This is a genomic window from Micromonospora sp. NBC_00858 (assembly GCF_045207365.1).
Lineage (GTDB): Bacteria > Actinomycetota > Actinomycetes > Mycobacteriales > Micromonosporaceae > Micromonospora.
The window spans coordinates 5,808,799-5,825,839 of sequence record NZ_CP108828.1; the positions used below are offsets into that span (position 1 = coordinate 5,808,799).

The window sequence follows — 17,041 nt, forward strand, 5'->3', positions numbered from 1 at the left end:
GACGGTCAGGAGTGCCCGTACGGCTCCGCCGGCTCGGCGGCCTCCACCGAGCCCGGGGCACGGCTGACCGACATGGCCTCCACCGCGCTGTCGTCGTACACCGTGGGCAACTCCTCGACGGCGGTCTCGGCCGCCTCGATCAGCGTCTCGGAGTGGGCGCCGCAACCGTGGTCGGCACTCACCACCCGGCCGTCATCGGGGGCGTAGAAGTTGCCGCACGCGCCAAAGGCCTGCCGCATGGCACCGGCCAGCGGCAGGTAGAACCCGCAGGTGCCGCAGCGGGCGGCGGACGGCGCCGAAGCGGAGATGGCCGCGGCGGGGCCGTGGTCACCCTCGTACCAGCGCTGCGCGGCATCGGCGCGGCCCTCCCGGGAGAGCACCCGGGCTCGCCCGAGGCCCAACTCCCAGGCGGTCTCCTCGACCGCCGGGTCGTCGGAGAGCAGGTAGCCGGGGACCAGCCGGTCATCGTCCGGCGAGGTCGGCAGCAGGTCACCCGGGCCCAGGTCGCCCGGCTTGAGCCGCTCCTGCCAGGGCAGCCACCCCGGCGCGAGCAGCGCGTCCGGGCCGGGCAGCAGCACCGTCTCGCAGATGGTCACCGTGCGGCTGCGCGGCACCCGGGTGACGGTGACCGCCCACCGCCAGCCGCGGTAGCCGGCGAGGCGGCATTCGAAGTAATGGGTGACCAGGCGATCACCCTCGGCCACGACCTGCAGGTGGTCGCCGACATCGTCGGCGTCCACCTCGGTGATGCCAGCGCGGGCCACCTCGACGGCAGCGGCGCAGACCTGGTCGAGACGGGCGGCACGGGTGGAGACGGGCCTGGTCACCTCACCATTGTTCCCCATGCGCCCCGCAGGGGTGACAGGGACTCCCGGGGAACCTTTCGCCGCAGTGGTGCGGCGTACCTGGATCAGATGGGCGAGGATGGTGCACATGCCGTCGTACTCCCGCTCCGGGCGATCCGTCCTCGGGCGGACCGTCGGCACCGGCATCCGCGCCGTCCGTCTGCTGCTGCGTGGTTCGGTGGGCAGCGGGCGCTGGATGACCCGCCGAGCCGGCCGGGCCCGGGCCCGGGGCGCCGGCGGCGAGGTCGGCATGGTCCGGCTGTTCGACCTGCACGCCGTCTCCTGCGCTGGCGACACTCTGATCGCCATCGGCCTGGCCGGGACGATCTTCTTCAACGTGCCGCTGGGTGAGGCCCGCAGCAAGGTCGCGCTCTATCTGCTGGTGACCATGGTGCCGTTCGCGATGCTCGCCCCCGTGGTCGGTCCGCTGCTGGACCATTTCCGGCATGGCCGGCGGTACGCCCTGGCCGCCACCATGCTCGGCCGGGCGTTCCTGGCTTGGTTGATCTCCGACTACATCCACGGCTTCGGGCTCTATCCGGCCGCGTTCGGGGTGCTCGCGCTCTCCCGGGCGTACGGCGTGGCCCGGTCGGCGGCCGTGCCCCGGCTGTTGCCGGAAGGGCTCGGCCTCTCCCAGGTGGGCGCCCGGGCCAGCGTCTACGGCACGGTGGCGGGCGCACTGGTGGCGCCGATCGGGCTGGCCGCGTTCTGGTTCGGGCCGCAGTGGCCGCTTCGGGTCGCTTCGGTGATCTTCCTGGTCGGCATGGTGATCTCCCTGCGCCTGCCACCGAAAGCCGACTCCGAGCCACCGGAAAGAGTCCCTCGGGCGCTGCGCGCGCTGGGCCGACGCCGGGGCGACCGGCCACTGGGTCGGGGCCGCCCGGCCGGCCGGCTGGTGATCGCCACCCTGATCGGTGCCGCGACCCTGCGCGCGGTCTACGGCTTCCTGCTGCTCTTCCTCGCCTTCGCGATCAAGAAGGGCGACCTGACCACCGTCGTGTTCGGCCGGGACCTGGGTGCCGAGTGGGCGCTCGGGTTGGTCGGCGGCGCGCTGGCGGTCGGCACCTTCCTGGCCACCGCCATCGGCACCCGGCTGCGCATCCATCGGCCGACCGCCATCCAGTCCAGCAGCATGGTCATCGTGGCCGGGGTGGCCGTGCTCGCCGTCATCCAGTTCTCGCTGCCGATGGTCGCCCTGCTCTGCCTGGTCACCGCTCTGGCCAGCGGTGTCTCCAAGCTGGCCGTTGACGCCTCGATCCAGGAGCGCATCCCGGAGCGGCTGCGGGCCAGCTCCTTCGCCCACTCCGAGACGGTGCTGATGCTCGCCTTCGTCGCCGGTGGCGGGCTCGGGCTGGTCCCGTTCGACGGTCGGATGGGCATCGCGGTTGCCGGCGGGGTGGGCGTACTGGCCGCCGTCCGGGGTGTGCTGGTCGCCGCCCGGCTGCGCGGCGAGAAGCTGGCAGGTCGGCCGCTGGGCGACGACGAACTGGCCGACGACGAGCCGACGGACCCCACGCCCACCTCGCCGGCACCCAACCAGGCTGGCTCGCCACACTTCGACGACCCGGGCCTGGCCCCACCGGGCTACCACATCTACCGCCCCTCGTCGGCGGTCGGCGGACCGGGTGGCGGCGCGGACGACGACACCCGCCGGGAGTCCCCCGGGTCCGTCTCGTGACCGGCCTGCTGGTGGTGACCGCAGTGCCCGCCGAGGCGGACGCGATCCGGGCCGGGCTGACCGACGCCAGCGTGACCGTGACTCCGGTCGGGGTGGGCCCGGCCGTGGCCGGCGCCGCCACCGCTCGAATGCTGGCGCTGGCCGAGGCGGCCGGCCGCCCGTACCGAGCAGTGGTCAGCGCCGGTGTGGCCGGCGGCTTCGCCGGTCAGGCCGCGGTCGGGGACACGGTGCTCGGCACCGCCAGCATCGCCGCCGACCTGGGCGCCGAGTCACCGGACGGCTTCATCCCCGTCGACGAGCTGGGCATGCCGCCCGCGCTGCTCGGTAGCGGCAGCGTCGTGCCGGCCGACCCGCGGCTGCTAGCGGCTCTGCGGGCCGCCCTGCCGGCCGCCACGGCCGGCCCGGTGCTCACGGTCAGCACGGTCACCGGCACCGCCGCCAGCACCGAGGAGCTGCGCCGGCGGCATCCGGAAGCGGTCGCCGAGGCCATGGAGGGGTACGGGGTGGCGGTCGCCGCGGCACAGGCCGGGGTGCCCTTCGCCGAGCTGCGTACCATCTCCAACCCGATCGGCCCCCGCAATCGGGACGCCTGGCGGCTGCGTGCGGCCCTCACCGCCCTCACCGCGGCAGCCCCGGCCCTGCGTTGACCCGGCGGACGCCGAGATCAGAGCCGTAGGGCCAGCGCCGACGGCCGGGCCGCCTCCAGCTCGAACCCGCAGGCCAGCAGGAAGTCGACGATGCTGTACTCGGCAATGGCGTGGACGGTCCGGATGCTGGTCCCGGTCATCTCCGCCACCAGCAACTCGACCAGGCGGCGCCCGATACCCAGCCATCGCAGCTCGGGCACCACGACCACGCTCTCCAGCACCAGCTCGCGCCGATCACCGAGGTCGTCACCGAGGAGCAGATCAACACTCCGCTCGTGCGCCCACAGCTCGCCGACGATCTCCCCGTCAGACATCTCGGCGAGGAACCGCCGGGACGTCTCCGGTGCTCCGCCCACGTCGCGCCGGTAGGACACCCGCCCCAACATCCGTTGCCGCCACCGCTTCTCGTCGCGGCGAGCGCGGTCGAGATCGTAGGTCCACTCCGGCACCGGTAGCGGCCACAGCTCCGGCGGCAGGGTGTACGAGTACGCCCACCAGGCGCCCGGCCAGTCCTTGAGTGTCCGGACCGGTCGCACGTCGAGATGCGCTGGGTAGCGGCGCCCCGCCTCGTCCCGTGGCTCGTCCCGTGGCTCGTCCCGTGGCTCGTCCGGCGGCTCGACGTCGCTACGGCGGGGGTTTGGGTGGGCAGCGCTGGGGTGGGCGTTGGCATGGGCATCGCTGGGCACGGCGAAGGCCACCTCACCCCCGGCCGCACGAATCAGCCGCTCCACCGTGCGGAACCCCGGGTCGCCAACCCCCCCGGCCTCGATCCGCGCCAGCGTGCTCTTCGGCACACCGGATCGTTCGGCCAGCTCTCGTTGGCTCAGATCCGCACGTCGACGCAGCGAACGCAACGCCGCACCCACATTGATGAGCCCGTCCCCGTCAACCACCCGTCCATGCTTTTCAATCGGCCGAGCGCCGTCAACAGCCCCGATCCGTCCTGTGGATAACTCGGTGAACGGGTCTCCCACCGCGGCTGACAGGGTGCGGGCACTGTGCTCCGAGCCTGTCGAGCTGCCCCAGATGTGGGGCAGAGCCGGGTACCAAGAAAGTGGCCGCAGCGAACCGGCTGGGTGCGCGACCAACCGACCGACCCCACCCAAACTCGCCCCACCAACCCGCGCATCCGGCCCACCCACCGGCAGGCCACTGCCCCATATCTGGGGCAGCTCGACAGGCAGCGAGGTGACACGTCTGCCCCTGGTGGCCGCCGCGGAGCACGTCGGGCTGGAATGACCGATAGCGCGGGACGAGCAACCGGGCCAGCAACCAGGCCGGCGACCAGGCGAGCAACCAGGCGGGCAACCGGGCCGGGTCACAGCCGGTGGGGTGGGCGCGGGTGGCTGCGCGGGGGCGGGGCTAACGTGGGGGCGTGGCGCTCTCCCTGGCGATCTCGCCCTGCCCCAACGACACGTTCGTCTTCCACGCCCTGGTGCACGGTCGGGTGCCCGGCGCGCCACCGGTTGAGGTGACGTACGCCGACGTGGACGTCACCAACACGGCGGCCGAGCGGGGCGCGTTCGACCTCGTGAAGGTGAGCTTCGCGGCGCTACCCTGGCTGCTCGACGACTACCACCTGCTGCCCTGCGGTGGCGCGCTCGGTCGCGGGTGCGGGCCACTGGTGCTCACCCGGGGCGACCGCGCCGGCGGGCCGGACCGCACCGACCTGACCGGTGCCACGGTGGCGGTGCCAGGCGACCGGACCACCGCGTACCTGCTGTTCCGGCTCTGGTCGGCCGGGCGACCGCCAGCCCGGATCGAAGTGGTCCCGTTCCACGAGATCATGCCGGGCGTCGCGGCCGGCCGCTACGACGCCGGGCTGGTGATCCACGAGGCCCGGTTCACCTACCACCGGCACGGCCTGACCGCGCTGGTCGACCTCGGCGAGTGGTGGGAGGCCGACACCGGCCTGCCCATTCCCCTCGGCGCGATCCTGGCCCGACGCGGCGCAGTGGACCCGCAGGCCGCCGCCGGCTGGGTCCGCGAGTCGGTCCGGCAGGCCTGGGCCGACCCGGCGGCCAGTCGGGAGTACGTGCTCGCGCACGCCCAGGAGATGGAGCTCGACGTCGTGGACCGACACATCGGCCTCTACGTCAACGAGTTCACCGCCGACCTCGGCGAGGCCGGTTTCGCAGCGGTCGCGGCGCTGCTCGACCGGGCCGCCGACGCCGGGCTGGTGCCTCAGACCTCCAGCTCGCGCGCGACCGCGTGGACCAGCTGAGCGATCTTCTGCGCGGCCTTCCTGTCCGGGTACCGGCCTCGGCGCAGGTCCGGCTGGACCTTCGCCTCCAGCACCTTGATCATGTCCTCGACGAGGCCGTGCAGCTCCTCGGCCGGCCGGCGGCGCAGCTCCGCCATCGACGGCGGCGCGTCCAGCAGCTTGACGCCCATGGCCTGCGCACCCCGCCGGCTGTCCACCACGCTGAAGTCGACCCGCTGACCGCCCTTGAGGTCGGTGACACCCGCAGGCAGCGCGCCCTTGGGCAGGAAAACGTCGCCGCCCTCGTCACTGGTGACGAAGCCGTATCCCTTGGCCGTGTCGTACCACTTCACTCGACCCGTAGGCACCTGAGATCCCCTGCTTCACTTGAGCCGTCTACTGCTCCAAGGCTAGCTGGATCATGCCGTCGAGCGCCGCTGGGAATCTGGTGAGATCATCCAGCACCACTTCCGCCCCGGCCGCGAGCAGCTCGTCCGGAGAGCACGGCCCGGTCGCGACGCCAATTCCGGGCACCCCGGCCGCCCCCGCCGCCACCATGTCCGCCACGTGGTCCCCGACGTAGTGGGTCGCGTCGTGCTCCCGCAGGGCGGTGGCCTTCTCCTCGGCGAACAGGTCGCCAGCCAGCTCGTCGACGACCAGGCCGAGGTGGTCCAGGTGCAGCCGAGCCAGCCGGCCGAGCTTGGAAGTGACGACCAGCACCCGGCCGCCCCGGGCGCGGATCGCGTCGATCGCCGCCTGTGCTCCGGGCAGCGGCACCGTCGGGGTGATCGCGTACGCCGGGTAAAGCTCGCGGAACATGTGCACGGCCGACTCGACCTGCTCCGGCGGAAACCAGTGCCCGATCTCGGTGCGCAGCGGCGGGCCGAGCCGGGACACCGCCAGGTCAGCATCCACCGGCACGCCGGTCCTGGCGGTCAGCGCCCGGTAGGCCGCGGCGATGCCGGGGCGGGAGTCAACCAGGGTCATGTCGAGATCGAATCCGACGGTCAGTGCGGGCATGTCGAGAAACGTACCCGGCGACTCCCGGCCGGGCGGACGTCCGACGGGCGCGACGGGTCGTTGCCGGGCTAGCGTGGGAAGACGATGACCACCTCACTCGCCGACCACCTGCGGTCGCTGCCCGACGAGTCGCTGGCCGCGCTCCTCCAGCTGCGGCCCGACCTCGTCGTGCCCGTACCGGCCGACATCTCCGCCCTGGCCATCCGCGCTCAGTCCCGGGTCTCGGTGGCCCGTGCGCTGGACGGGCTGGACCAGTTCACCCTCCAGATCCTCGACGCCGCCCGACTCACCCGGGACCCGGACGAGGGCACCACCGCCACCGACGCGGTGCTCGCCATGGCGACCAGCGGACCGCAACCACCGGCGCCGACGGCCGTCCGGGCCGCCGTCGGCCGGCTGCGCGCGCTCTTCCTGCTGTACGGCCCGGAGCACGCGCTTGAGGTGGTCCCCGCCGTCGACGAGGTCGCCCCGTACCCCGCCGGGCTCGGCCGCCCCGCCGCGGAGCTGGACCCGCGCACGGCCGCGCTCTGCGCGGACCCGGCGAAGCTACGTCGAACACTGCTCGCCGCGCCCCCCTCAGCCCGGGCGATCCTGGACCGGCTGGCGGCCGGACCACCGGTGGGCAGCGTGCCCCCGGGCGCGTTGCAGGCGCCACCGCTCGGGGCGGAGGACACCGTGCTCTCCGACCCGACCAACGGCGGCGCCCCGACCGGCTCCCCGGTGCGCTGGCTGGTCGACAACCGGCTGCTCGTTCCCATCTCGAACGGCTCGTCGACGACCAGCGGCACGGTGGAGCTACCCCGCGAGGTCGGCCTGCTGCTGCGCCGCGACAGCGGCCCGCTCGGGCCGCTGCGCACCAGCCCGCCGCCAGTGGCCGCCGCGCCACGCGAGGCGAAGGCGGTCGACTCGGCCGGAGCCGGGCAGACCATGGAGGTGGTCCGGCACACCGAAGGGCTGTTGGAGCAGCTCGCTGCCGAGCCCGCGCCGGTGCTGCGCTCGGGCGGCATTGGCGTCCGGGACCTGCGCCGGCTGGCCCGTACCGCCGGGTTGGACGAGCCGACCACCGCGCTGCTGCTGGAGGTGGCGTACGCGGCAGGGCTCGCCGGCGAGATGGAGCTGCCCGGCGTGACCACCACCCGGTACGGGGCGGATCAGCAGGTACTGCCGACCGGCGGGTACGAGGTGTGGCGGGCCGCCTCGCTGGCCCAGCGCTGGGAGCAACTGGCCCGCGCGTGGCTGACCATGACCCGACAGGTGGGGCTGGTCGGCCGGCGCGATGACCGGGACCGGCCGATCACCGCGCTCTCCGCCGAGGTCGAGCGGGCCGGCGCGCCGCCCACCCGGCGGGGGGTGCTCGGCGTACTCGCCGACCTGGAGCCCGCGACCGCACCCACCCCGGAAGAGGTGCAGGACCTGCTGGACTGGCGGGCGCCACGGCGCAGCCGAGGCCGGGAGGCCGCCCACCGGGAGGTGCTGACCGAGGCGGCGCAGCTCGGCGTCACCGGCCTGGGGGCGCTCACCTCGTACGGCCGACTGCTGCTGGTCGACCTGACCTCTGCCGACGAGCGGGGCGGCGGCGACCCGCTGGGGCTGCACGCCGATGTCGAGAGCGGCGACCCGTCGGGTGCCGCCCGAGCGCTGGACGCGCTGCTGCCCGCCCCGGTCGACCACTTCCTGGTGCAGGCCGACCTGACCGTGGTGGTGCCCGGGCCGCCCGAGCCGGCGCTCGCCGCCGAGTTGGAGGCGATGACCGAGCTCGAGTCGGCCGGCGGGGCGAGCGTGCACCGGGTCACCACGGCGAGCGTGCGGCGGGCGCTGGACGCCGGCTACTCGGCCGACGACCTGCACGAGGTGTTCCGGCGGCGGTCCCGTACCCCGGTGCCGCAGGGGCTGAGCTACCTGGTGGACGACGTGGCCCGCAAGCACGGCGGCCTGCGGGCCGGCTCGGCCGGGGCGTACCTGCGCAGCGACGACGAGGCGCTGCTCAACGAGGTGCTGGCCGACCGGCGGTTGGAGTCGCTGAATCTGCGCCGGCTCGCCCCGACGGTGCTGAGCACCCCGTACCAGGTCGGTCGGCTGCTGGGCGCGCTGCGCGACGCCGGGTACGCCCCGGTGCCGGAGGACGCCAGCGGCAGCACCGTGCTGTCCCGGCCAAGGATCCGGCGGGCCCCCGCCCGAGTGTTGTCGACCAGCTGGACGCTGGATCCGGTGGCCACCCAGAAGCTGCCCATGCCGCGGCTGCTCGGCGTGGTGGAGCAGATCCGGCGGGGTGAGGCGGCGGCGCGGGCGGCCCGACGGGCACCGGCGGTGGTGCGCGGCGGGGCCGCGGGGCTCGGCGGCGGCCCGGTGCCGGTGCACACGCACAGCGAGGCGCTGGCCGTGCTCCAGCAGGCGGTCCGGGACCGGGCGCTGGTCTGGGTGGGGTACGTGGACGCGCACGGGGCGACCGCGTCCCGGCTGGTCAAGCCGGTCTCGATCGGTGCCGGCTACCTGCGCGCCGAGGACGAGCGGACGGAGATGCTGCACACCTTCGCGCTGCACCGGGTCACCGCGGCGGTGCTGGCGGACTGACCAGTATCACCGCCGGCCGGCCGCCGGGGCGCGCCGGTCAGCGTCGGCTGCGGCGTACGGTGCCGACGACCGAGACAACCAGCAGCAGCGCGAAGCCGGCGCCGGCGGACTCCCCGACCGAGTCGACGAAGCCCTGCCGCAGCACCAGCCAGCCGAAGAGGAACCACCCGACGAGGAGCGCCGCCGCGACGGCGTAAGCGACCACGGTCGCGCGGGACACCTCGTCGGGTGGTGCCTGCTCGTGCGCTTCGATCACGTCACGGTCGACCGTCATGCCCAGCCTCCCCGCCCGGTCCGGCCCTGTACTCCCAGGGTGTCACTCAAGGGACCGGTGGGACAGGGGGTTATCCCCCGCGATTCGCCGCGTGGCTCAGGTGCCGGGACGGCGGCCGATCAGCACCACGCGGGTGCCCACCTTCCCCAACTCCCACATCCGGACGGCGTCGACGTGCAGCAGGTTGACGCAGCCGTGTGAGCCGATCGACTTCTCGTGCAGGTACGTGGTGGTCTCGTGGAAGCCCATCCCCTGGGTGAAGTGCTGCCAGTACGGCAGCCACACCTCGTACGGGTCGGACCACTCCTTAGGGTTGCGGTAGTTGACGGTGTACGTGCCGGCCGGGGTGCGGTAGCCGGACATTCCGGTCCGGGTCACCGTCGGCGCCATGATCACCTTGCTGCCCCGGAGAGCCCAGACGGTCTGCCGCGTGAGATCCACGCAGAACGTGGTGCCGGTGCCGGCCTTGCAGCGCGCCGTCTCGGTGGTGGCGAGCCGCTGGGCCACGTCGTGTGTGGTCGGCCCGGCGCGACCCTCGACGGGGCGGATGCCGTACCGCCGCTGGAACTTCTTGATCGCGGCGCAGTCGGCGGCGGACTGCCGGCCGTCGACGGTCACCGACCCGAACCCACCCAACCGGGCCAGGTACGTCTCCACCGCGCGCTGGTGCTCGCCCTGCGGACAGCCGGCGGCCGGCGCGGCGGTGCTGGTGGCCGGTGCCGGCGTGCTGCGGGTCGGCTTGGGCGTGGGCTTCGGCGTGGCGCTCCGGGTCGGCGTCGGCGCGGCCGGCGTGGGCCGGCCGCGCTGGTCCGGCCCGGACGTGCCGCTCGCCCCCGTTGCCTGTTCCGCCGCGCCCGCCGGTGCGGCTCCCCCGCCGCCACCCCCGCCCGCCTGCGGATCGAACGCGCACGCACCGGCGCCGACCAACGTGACCACCATCAGGGCGACCAGCCGGGAAATGATCCGGACACGCTTCATGGGACCTCCCCTGGACAGTCGTCCCTTTCCTAGACGTTCGTCACTGCCGTGACGGTTGCGTCTGATGAGCATCTTTCTTGCGACACCCCGCACCGTGCAACACTGGATGGTCGGTCAGCGGCGGGTATTCAGCCCCGTCCCGGCCGGACGGCCAACCGAGGAGAGGACGCTGGCGTGAGCGGTGGACCACTGATCGTGCAGTCGGACAAGACCCTGCTGCTGGAGATCGACCACCCGGACGCGCAGGCCTGTCGGATGGCGATCGCGCCCTTCGCCGAGCTGGAGCGCTCTCCCGAACACGTGCACACCTACCGGCTGACCCCGCTGGGGCTGTGGAACGCCCGAGCCGCGGGTCACGACGCCGAGGGCGTGGTCGACTCCCTGATCAAGTACTCGCGCTACCCGGTGCCGCACGCGCTGCTGGTGGACGTGGCCGAGACGATGGACCGCTACGGGCGGCTCCAGCTCGCCAACGACCCGGCGTACGGGCTGGTGCTGCGGGCGCTGGACCGGCTGGTGCTGATCGAGGTCGCCAAGAGCAAGAAGCTCGCCGGCATGCTCGGCGACAAGATCGACGATGACACCATCCGGGTGCACCCGTCCGAGCGGGGCCGGCTCAAGCAGGCACTGCTCAAGCTGGGTTGGCCGGCGGAGGACCTGGCCGGTTACGTCGACGGCGAGGCGCACCCGATCGAGCTGGCCGAGGCCGGCAAGGACGGCCGCAAGCCGTGGACGCTGCGGTCGTACCAGCGGGAAGCTGTCGAGGCGTTCTGGGCCGGCGGGTCGGGCGTCGTGGTGCTGCCCTGCGGCGCCGGCAAGACCCTGGTCGGCGCGGCGGCGATGGCCGAGGCGAAGGCGACCACGCTGATCCTGGTCACCAACACCGTCGCCGGCCGGCAGTGGAAGCGGGAGCTGATCGCGCGCACCTCGCTGACCGAGGAGGAGATCGGGGAGTACTCCGGCGAGCGCAAGGAGATCCGACCGGTCACCATCGCCACGTACCAGGTGCTCACCGCGCGGCGCGGCGGCACGTTCACCCACCTGGACCTGTTCGGGGCCCGCGACTGGGGCCTGGTCGTCTACGACGAGGTGCACCTGCTGCCCGCGCCGATCTTCCGGTTCACCGCGGACCTCCAGGCCCGCCGCCGGCTGGGCCTGACGGCGACTCTGGTACGCGAGGACGGCCGCGAGGGCGACGTGTTCAGCCTGATCGGCCCGAAGCGGTACGACGCGCCGTGGAAGGACATCGAGTCGCAGGGCTGGATCGCCCCGGCGGAGTGCACCGAGGTCCGGGTGACACTGACCGACGCGGAGCGCATGACGTACGCGACGGCGGAGGCCGAGGAGCGCTACCGGATGGCGGCGACCGCGCGCACCAAGCTGCCGGTGGTGAAGGCGCTGGTCGACCGGCACCCGGACGACCAGGTGCTGGTGATCGGCGCGTACATCGACCAGCTGCACCAGCTCGGGGAGTACCTGGACGCGCCCATCATCCAGGGCTCGACCACGAACAAGGAGCGGGAACGGCTGTTCGACGCGTTCCGGTCCGGGGAGATCCGCACCCTGGTCATCTCCAAGGTCGGCAACTTCTCCATCGACCTGCCCGAGGCGGCGGTGGCGATCCAGGTGTCGGGGACGTTCGGCTCCCGGCAGGAGGAAGCACAGCGGTTGGGGCGGGTGCTGCGTCCGAAGGCCGACGGTCGACAGGCGCACTTCTACACGGTGGTCTCCCGCGACACCATCGACACGGAGTACGCCGCACACCGGCAGCGGTTCCTGGCCGAGCAGGGCTACGCGTACACCATCGTGGACGCCGACGACGTCCTCGGCCCGTCACTGCCGTCCTTCGACTGACCCCGACGGCCCTTGATCGACTCCGTATCCCCGACACGGGGGTGTCCGAGGCACCCCGACACCCCCATGTCGCCGATACGGAGTTGGTCATCGTGCGGGCCGTCAGCCCGGCCCTGACGCCGAGCTGCCACGGCGTTCTGTCTAGCGTCGGCGGGACTCCGCGACGAAGACGCCGCGACCCGGGCGACCGACCAGCACACCCTCGCCTCGCAGCCTCGCCACCGCGCGATGGATGGTCGACACCGACACGTCGTAGTGATCGGACAGCTCCTGGGTGGACGGTATCTGCGACCCAGGCTCGAATTCGCCGACCTTGATCCGCCTCAGCAGATCATCGATCAACTCGTCCATGGTTGGCGGAATCGGCACGTGGTGGCCCCTTGCAGTCGGTTGGCCCGCCCAGTATCGAGCACCAGGTGAGAGAGCGGCAACAACTGGAAGCGAAGCGGCAGCCAGTGCATCAGCGAGGTTTGGCCGGTACGAGAGCGTTGACAGAGGTGAGAGGTATCGGTAGCGTCGCTCTCGGTGATGCGGTGCTGCTGCGGTCGGTTGGCGCCTCTCGTACTGGTCTCGCATCGCCGCCGAGACCTCACCCTCCGCGCTCCCCCGGCGCGGCCCTGCTGCCGTACCTCCGGAACGGCCGCGGGGCGGGGCGGTCTTCGTCGATCGCAACCGGCGGAGACCGCCCCTTCACGTCGACTCCATCCGACGAAGGGCAGTCACCGTGCGCAACCTGATCCGTCGGCTGGCGAGCCGACGCGACGCAACACGTCCGACGAGAGAAATCCAGCGAGGGACACCGCTGCGGCCGTGGCAGATCCGCGAGCGATGTTTCAACGTCCGCCGACAGGGCCTCGATCCCGTCGAGATCCGGGCCTTCCTGCACCGGGTGGCCGACGAACTCACCGTCGCGCAGACCGCCCTGGTCGCGGTGCAGGAGGAGAACGTACGGATCAAGAACGCCCTGCGTACGTGGCAGAGCGCCCAGTCGGCGAACCACCGCTACCGATGAGCGAGCGTTGGGTGATCCACCTGCCGATCACCGCGCCGGACCTGCTCCGCGCCCGGATCTTCGCGCGTACCGCCGCCCGGGTGCTGGTCCGGCTCAACGCGCGGGTCGAGCCGGGCGGGGTCACCGTCTCGGCCGAGGACCAGCAGGGCGTACGCCATTGGGTCTTCTGCGACCGACCACTTCCCGGCGGGGCGCGCTGTGCGTTGCCCACCGATCACCTGTCGCCCTGCTCAACCCGGGCGCGGCCGAGTGGTCGTTGATCGACTCCACTTCGGCGATGTGGCGGCATCAAGGCACTTTGATGCCCCGATATCGCCGACACCGAGTCGATCAAGGCGAGCGGCGCGCGCTCAGCCCACGGCACGTCGATGCCGAGGTCGCGGACGATGTACCGGCCTGTGCCCTGGAAATCCGCCGGAAGCTGCGGGGGACGCGGCACTTTCGGGCTGGACGAGTCGACCGCACCGTCGACCTGGACCGCGCGGGGAAGCGGCGGGGCGCCAGCCGGCCCTGGTGCCAGCACACCGAGGACGAGCAGGCCGCCGGCCACCACCGAAACCACTGTCCGACGTGCACGGATCGACGCCATATCCCCTCCGCCGCTGTGGGAAGTGGCCGGCGCTCCGACAGCGCACGTGCCTTCGGCGAAGCGTATGAGCAGGAAAAATGTGAGAGATGGCGGAACGCGTCGGCTCCACCGGAAGGGTGAGACGACGGGGTCGACGAGCCGCCACGCGGCTGCCCGTCGACCCCGACACGTGCCGATCTAGCCGGCGCCGCCGGCCCGGAATGCCACCCAGGCGTCGCTCATCCGGTCCGCCTGTCCGGCGGTGAACATGTCCATGCAGGAGTCCTGCGTGTAGTCCATGAAGTTGTGGATCGGGTCCAGCCCGGGTGCGGTGCAGGTGTCCGCGCCCACCGGGCAGTTGAACTGCGGCGCCGCCTCGCGCGGAGTGTCCGCGACGAAGTCGCCGGAGGCGGAGCAGCCGTGCGCGAAGGTGTGCTCCAGCATCAGCCAGTGCCCGACCTCATGCGTCAGCGTGTCACCGAGGGCGTACTTGCCGGCCGTGCCGCCCGGCATCGACTCGTCGAGCATCACCACCCCGTCGATGTAGTCGCGGCCGTTGTTGTAACCCTTCGGGAAGTACGCCCAGCCGAGGAGCCCGCCGCCGATGTTGGCCGCGTACACGTTCAGGGTGCGGGAGTCACCGGTGTACAGCGCCTTCTTCATGTCCCGCTCGTTCTTGCCCGGCTCGACGGTGTACCAGTTGCTGTTCACCGTCCAGGTGGTGTCGATCAGCGAGAAGCGGAACGGCGTGTTGGAGGCGCTCGTCGCCGTGCGGCCCGCGAACGAGTCGTTGAGCACGGTCATCTGCGCCGCGATCAGGGTGTTCCACCTGTTGGTCTCGGCCGCGCTGAGGGGATGGTCGGAGACCATGTGGAAGACCGTCGGCACGGTGACGCTGCCGTTGGCCAGGCGCGGGGCATCCTTGATCACCCCATAGGCGTTCGCCTCGTTCTTGGAATACAGCTCCGGCTCGTGCGCGGTGGCGCCCTCGGCGACCCGAGCCACGCTGTGTGCCTCGGCGCCCGGCTCACACGCCGCGACACCCGGAGAGACGGGCGCGGGCGCGGCCACGCCCACCGCGCCGTAGGCGCCCCCGGAAGTCAGGAACGTCGCAGCGGTGGCGGTGAGGAGGGCCAGTCGGAAAGTCGATCTCCTGTGCATCGGTGCACCTTTCAGGGAGGCGGTGCGGGTCGACGCGGTGTTGTCATGACCGGGTCAATGACGTCGTCGTTCGGGTATGAGACCACGCCGACGGCATCGAAAAAAGACCCGCTGAGCAGGGCAGACGTCGATGTAACGGAAGAAGATCGCGGAGCGCTGTTTGGTTTCGCCGGCCGAATGACGGGACTCAGAGGACCCGGGTTATCTGCTCGGCGGCGACCACTGTGTCCCGCCGCGCCGGGTCGAGGTTGGCGCTGATGACCACGGACGCGCCGGCGGAGAGCGGAGCCAGCAGCCACTTCAGCGGCTGCTCGTGCTCGGCGGCGTCGACCAGCAGCCGGTCACCGGCACGCAGGTCGAGCATCTCGGCGATCCCCTGGGCGATCACGCCCCACTGGCCGTAGGTGGTGCCGTCCGCGCTGGCCGGGTCCGACGGGTGGATGGCGGTGTGGTCGGGTGTGGCGTCCGGGTACCGGAGCACCTCGGCGGACCAGTCGAACCAGCCCAGCGGCACGTCGGCCAGCGGCCCCGGCCCGGTGCCGACGAGGTAGCGGTGCGGTGCCTCCGGGACGTCCTCCAGCCAGTCGTCCTGCCGTTCGGGGGTCACGAAGACCGCGTCGAACGGCCGGTCGCCGCCCGGTTCGATGACTGGCAGGCCCGCGGTGGCGCGCGGCCGGAACGACACCGCCAGGCCGGAGGCCCAGGCCCCCAACAACACCGCGGCGGTACGCCAGTGCGGCGGCAGCAGCACCGCGACCCGGCTGCCCGGGCCGAGCCCGCAGCCGTCCCGCAGCAGAGCCGCGCTACGCGCCGCCCAGGAACCGACCTGGTGCGCGGTCAGGTCGACCCGTTCGCCGGTTGTCTCGTCGCGGTAGCTGAGCAGTGGGTGCTCGGCGTCGGCGGGCCGCGCCGCCAGGTCGGCCGTGACGGTTGGCTGCATCTCCACGCTCCCCGGTGACGACGTCGGAACCACCCTACTCAACGACTTTGGTCGCGCCAGCCGTCGGCCGATGGCGGTAGCGGCCGGCCGGGTGGCTGGCGCACGGTACGGGTGACCCCGAAGCGTCGCCGAGGAGCGCCCATGCCGGCCGAGCCCCGCCCCGCCACCGCCGACCGTCTTCCACTGCGCCGCCGGCTCGTGCCGGTGGTCGCGTTGCTGCTGCTCGCGCCCTGGGCCGCCGAGTGCTCCTGGGGCGGCTTCACCCTCGCCGACTTCCTCCCGGTGCTGATCTTCCTCGGCCCGATGTACGGCGGGGCGGCCATCCTGATCCGGGAGACCGCCCGGCACCTCGGCGCGGGATGGCCGGCGATCGTGCTGCTCGCCGCCGCGTTCGGCGTGCTTCAGGCCGGCCTGGTCGACCAGTCGCTGTTCAACCCCGGCTACCTGGATGACACGGAGTACGCCGACACTCGGGCAGCCGCCGAGGCGACGCTGGTGCCAGGGCTCGGGTTCAGTGTCCGGCAGGCCTTCGACTACGTGGGCAACCACATCACGTTGACCATCTGCGCGCCGATCGTGATCATCGAGTCGTTCCTCGGGCGGGGCCGCCGGCTGCGGCCGTGGCTCGGCCGGCCGGGCCTCGTCGTGGTCGGCGTGATCTACCTGCTCGGCAGTCTGCTGATCTTCTCGGACAGCGGCCGGAAGGGCTTCCTGGCCAGCCCGCTCCAGCTGACCTTCGCCGCCGCGGTGGTCCTGACCCTCATCGCGACGGCCCTACTGCCCCGCTGGCGACGCCCTCGCCCGCGACCCACCGACACACCGGCCGTCGAGACGGGACCCGCCGGCGCGCCGCCCGCCAACTCGGACACGGCGACGGCGCGACGCGTCCGTCGAGCGCCACACCCACTCTGGGTGGGCCTGGTGGTCGTCCTCGTCCACCTCGGCACCGATCTGGCGCCCGGCTGGCCGGGGGTGGCCATCGCGCTGGCGATCGCCGCCACCACCGGGGGCCTGATCGCATACTGGTCGTCCCGCGCCGGCTGGCGGCAGCGACACGTGCTCGCCGCCGGCTCGGCGAGCCTGGTCAGCGCCGCCGCGTTCGCGTACCTGGTGCCGCCGTACTCCCCGGCGAGCCCGGCAGCGGCGCTGGCCGGCGACGTCGCGGTCACCGTGGTCACCGTGGTCCTGATCAGTGCCGCCTGGTGGCGGCTGCGGGGCACTTCGCCGGCTGTTCATGTCCGCGCAAGCTGATGCTCCTTCTCGGGTGTCAGCCTCCGTCCGGGTATCAGC

The 17,041-nt window shown here is 72.6% G+C and carries 17 protein-coding genes; 8 read left to right on the top strand and 9 right to left on the bottom strand.

Annotated features, from left to right (window positions below; genetic code table 11):
- Positions 1 to 5: 5 nt before the first annotated feature.
- Complete coding sequence (locus OG990_RS27065) at positions 6 to 935, bottom strand: DUF3027 domain-containing protein (protein ID WP_355600477.1); 930 nt, start codon at positions 933 to 935, stop codon at positions 6 to 8.
- Here OG990_RS27065 and OG990_RS27070 point away from each other — a divergent pair.
- Together OG990_RS27070 and OG990_RS27075 are read left to right on the top strand one after the other, a co-directional pair.
- Positions 934 to 2,523 (top strand): MFS transporter, encoded by a 1,590-nt coding sequence (locus OG990_RS27070; protein WP_406077575.1) that lies wholly within the window; start codon positions 934 to 936, stop codon positions 2,521 to 2,523. The two genes, OG990_RS27065 and OG990_RS27070, sit on opposite strands and share 2 nt — an antisense overlap.
- Positions 2,520 to 3,170, top strand: coding sequence for a futalosine hydrolase (locus tag OG990_RS27075; RefSeq protein WP_406077576.1), 651 nt, complete (start codon positions 2,520 to 2,522; stop codon positions 3,168 to 3,170). The genes OG990_RS27070 and OG990_RS27075 overlap by 4 nt, the downstream gene beginning before the upstream one ends.
- 17 nt (positions 3,171 to 3,187) lie before the next feature.
- On the opposite strand, the gene OG990_RS27080 is transcribed toward OG990_RS27075, so the two are convergent.
- A complete protein-coding gene (locus tag OG990_RS27080; RefSeq protein WP_406077577.1) occupies positions 3,188 to 4,063 on the bottom strand; it encodes a GNAT family N-acetyltransferase in 876 nt (291 codons plus the stop codon).
- A gap of 482 nt (positions 4,064 to 4,545) precedes the next feature.
- Here OG990_RS27080 and OG990_RS27085 point away from each other — a divergent pair, with 482 nt between their 5' ends.
- The gene (locus OG990_RS27085; protein ID WP_406077578.1) at positions 4,546 to 5,394 is read left to right on the top strand and encodes a 1,4-dihydroxy-6-naphthoate synthase; all 849 of its coding nucleotides are present in this window, start codon (positions 4,546 to 4,548) and stop codon (positions 5,392 to 5,394) included.
- Here the strand turns inward: OG990_RS27085 and OG990_RS27090 are convergent.
- Positions 5,355 to 5,741 carry a cold-shock protein gene (locus OG990_RS27090; RefSeq protein WP_030329652.1) on the bottom strand — a complete coding sequence of 129 codons (387 nt, stop codon included), beginning with the start codon at positions 5,739 to 5,741 and terminating at the stop codon, positions 5,355 to 5,357. The genes OG990_RS27085 and OG990_RS27090 overlap by 40 nt on opposite strands.
- Positions 5,742 to 5,769: 28 nt before the next feature.
- The gene (locus OG990_RS27095) at positions 5,770 to 6,393 is read right to left on the bottom strand and encodes an HAD family hydrolase (protein WP_406077579.1); all 624 of its coding nucleotides are present in this window, start codon (positions 6,391 to 6,393) and stop codon (positions 5,770 to 5,772) included.
- A gap of 84 nt (positions 6,394 to 6,477) precedes the next feature.
- Here OG990_RS27095 and OG990_RS27100 point away from each other — a divergent pair, with 84 nt between their 5' ends.
- Positions 6,478 to 8,964: a helicase-associated domain-containing protein gene (locus OG990_RS27100; RefSeq protein ID WP_406077580.1), complete on the top strand. Its 2,487-nt coding sequence runs from the start codon at positions 6,478 to 6,480 to the stop codon at positions 8,962 to 8,964.
- Positions 8,965 to 9,001: 37 nt separating this feature from the next.
- Here OG990_RS27100 and OG990_RS27105 read toward each other — a convergent pair whose 3' ends face one another.
- Positions 9,002 to 9,238, bottom strand: coding sequence for a hypothetical protein (locus tag OG990_RS27105; RefSeq protein ID WP_355600491.1), 237 nt, complete (start codon positions 9,236 to 9,238; stop codon positions 9,002 to 9,004).
- Between the two features lie 96 nt (positions 9,239 to 9,334).
- A complete protein-coding gene (locus tag OG990_RS27110) occupies positions 9,335 to 10,216 on the bottom strand; it encodes a L,D-transpeptidase family protein (protein ID WP_406077581.1) in 882 nt (293 codons plus the stop codon).
- Positions 10,217 to 10,390: 174 nt separating this feature from the next.
- Between OG990_RS27110 and OG990_RS27115 the strand changes: the two genes are divergently transcribed.
- A complete protein-coding gene (locus tag OG990_RS27115) occupies positions 10,391 to 12,070 on the top strand; it encodes a DNA repair helicase XPB (protein WP_406077582.1) in 1,680 nt (559 codons plus the stop codon).
- Between the two features lie 141 nt (positions 12,071 to 12,211).
- On the opposite strand, the gene OG990_RS27120 is transcribed toward OG990_RS27115, so the two are convergent.
- Complete coding sequence (locus OG990_RS27120) at positions 12,212 to 12,439, bottom strand: winged helix-turn-helix domain-containing protein (RefSeq protein ID WP_355600497.1); 228 nt, start codon at positions 12,437 to 12,439, stop codon at positions 12,212 to 12,214.
- A gap of 367 nt (positions 12,440 to 12,806) precedes the next feature.
- Here OG990_RS27120 and OG990_RS27125 point away from each other — a divergent pair, with 367 nt between their 5' ends.
- Together OG990_RS27125 and OG990_RS27130 are read left to right on the top strand one after the other, a co-directional pair.
- A complete protein-coding gene (locus OG990_RS27125) occupies positions 12,807 to 13,082 on the top strand; it encodes a DivIVA domain-containing protein (RefSeq protein WP_386986701.1) in 276 nt (91 codons plus the stop codon).
- Complete coding sequence (locus tag OG990_RS27130) at positions 13,079 to 13,342, top strand: hypothetical protein (RefSeq protein ID WP_406077583.1); 264 nt, start codon at positions 13,079 to 13,081, stop codon at positions 13,340 to 13,342. Before OG990_RS27125 ends, OG990_RS27130 begins: the two co-directional genes overlap by 4 nt.
- Before the next feature lie 506 nt (positions 13,343 to 13,848).
- Here the strand turns inward: OG990_RS27130 and OG990_RS27135 are convergent.
- Positions 13,849 to 14,811, bottom strand: coding sequence for a zinc metalloprotease (locus OG990_RS27135; protein WP_406077584.1), 963 nt, complete (start codon positions 14,809 to 14,811; stop codon positions 13,849 to 13,851).
- Between the two features lie 187 nt (positions 14,812 to 14,998).
- Complete coding sequence (locus tag OG990_RS27140; RefSeq protein WP_406077585.1) at positions 14,999 to 15,751, bottom strand: TIGR03089 family protein; 753 nt, start codon at positions 15,749 to 15,751, stop codon at positions 14,999 to 15,001.
- A 141-nt stretch (positions 15,752 to 15,892) separates the two neighbouring features.
- Between OG990_RS27140 and OG990_RS27145 the strand changes: the two genes are divergently transcribed.
- Positions 15,893 to 17,002 (top strand): hypothetical protein, encoded by a 1,110-nt coding sequence (locus tag OG990_RS27145; RefSeq protein WP_406077586.1) that lies wholly within the window; start codon positions 15,893 to 15,895, stop codon positions 17,000 to 17,002.
- The last annotated feature ends 39 nt before the right edge of the window (positions 17,003 to 17,041 follow it).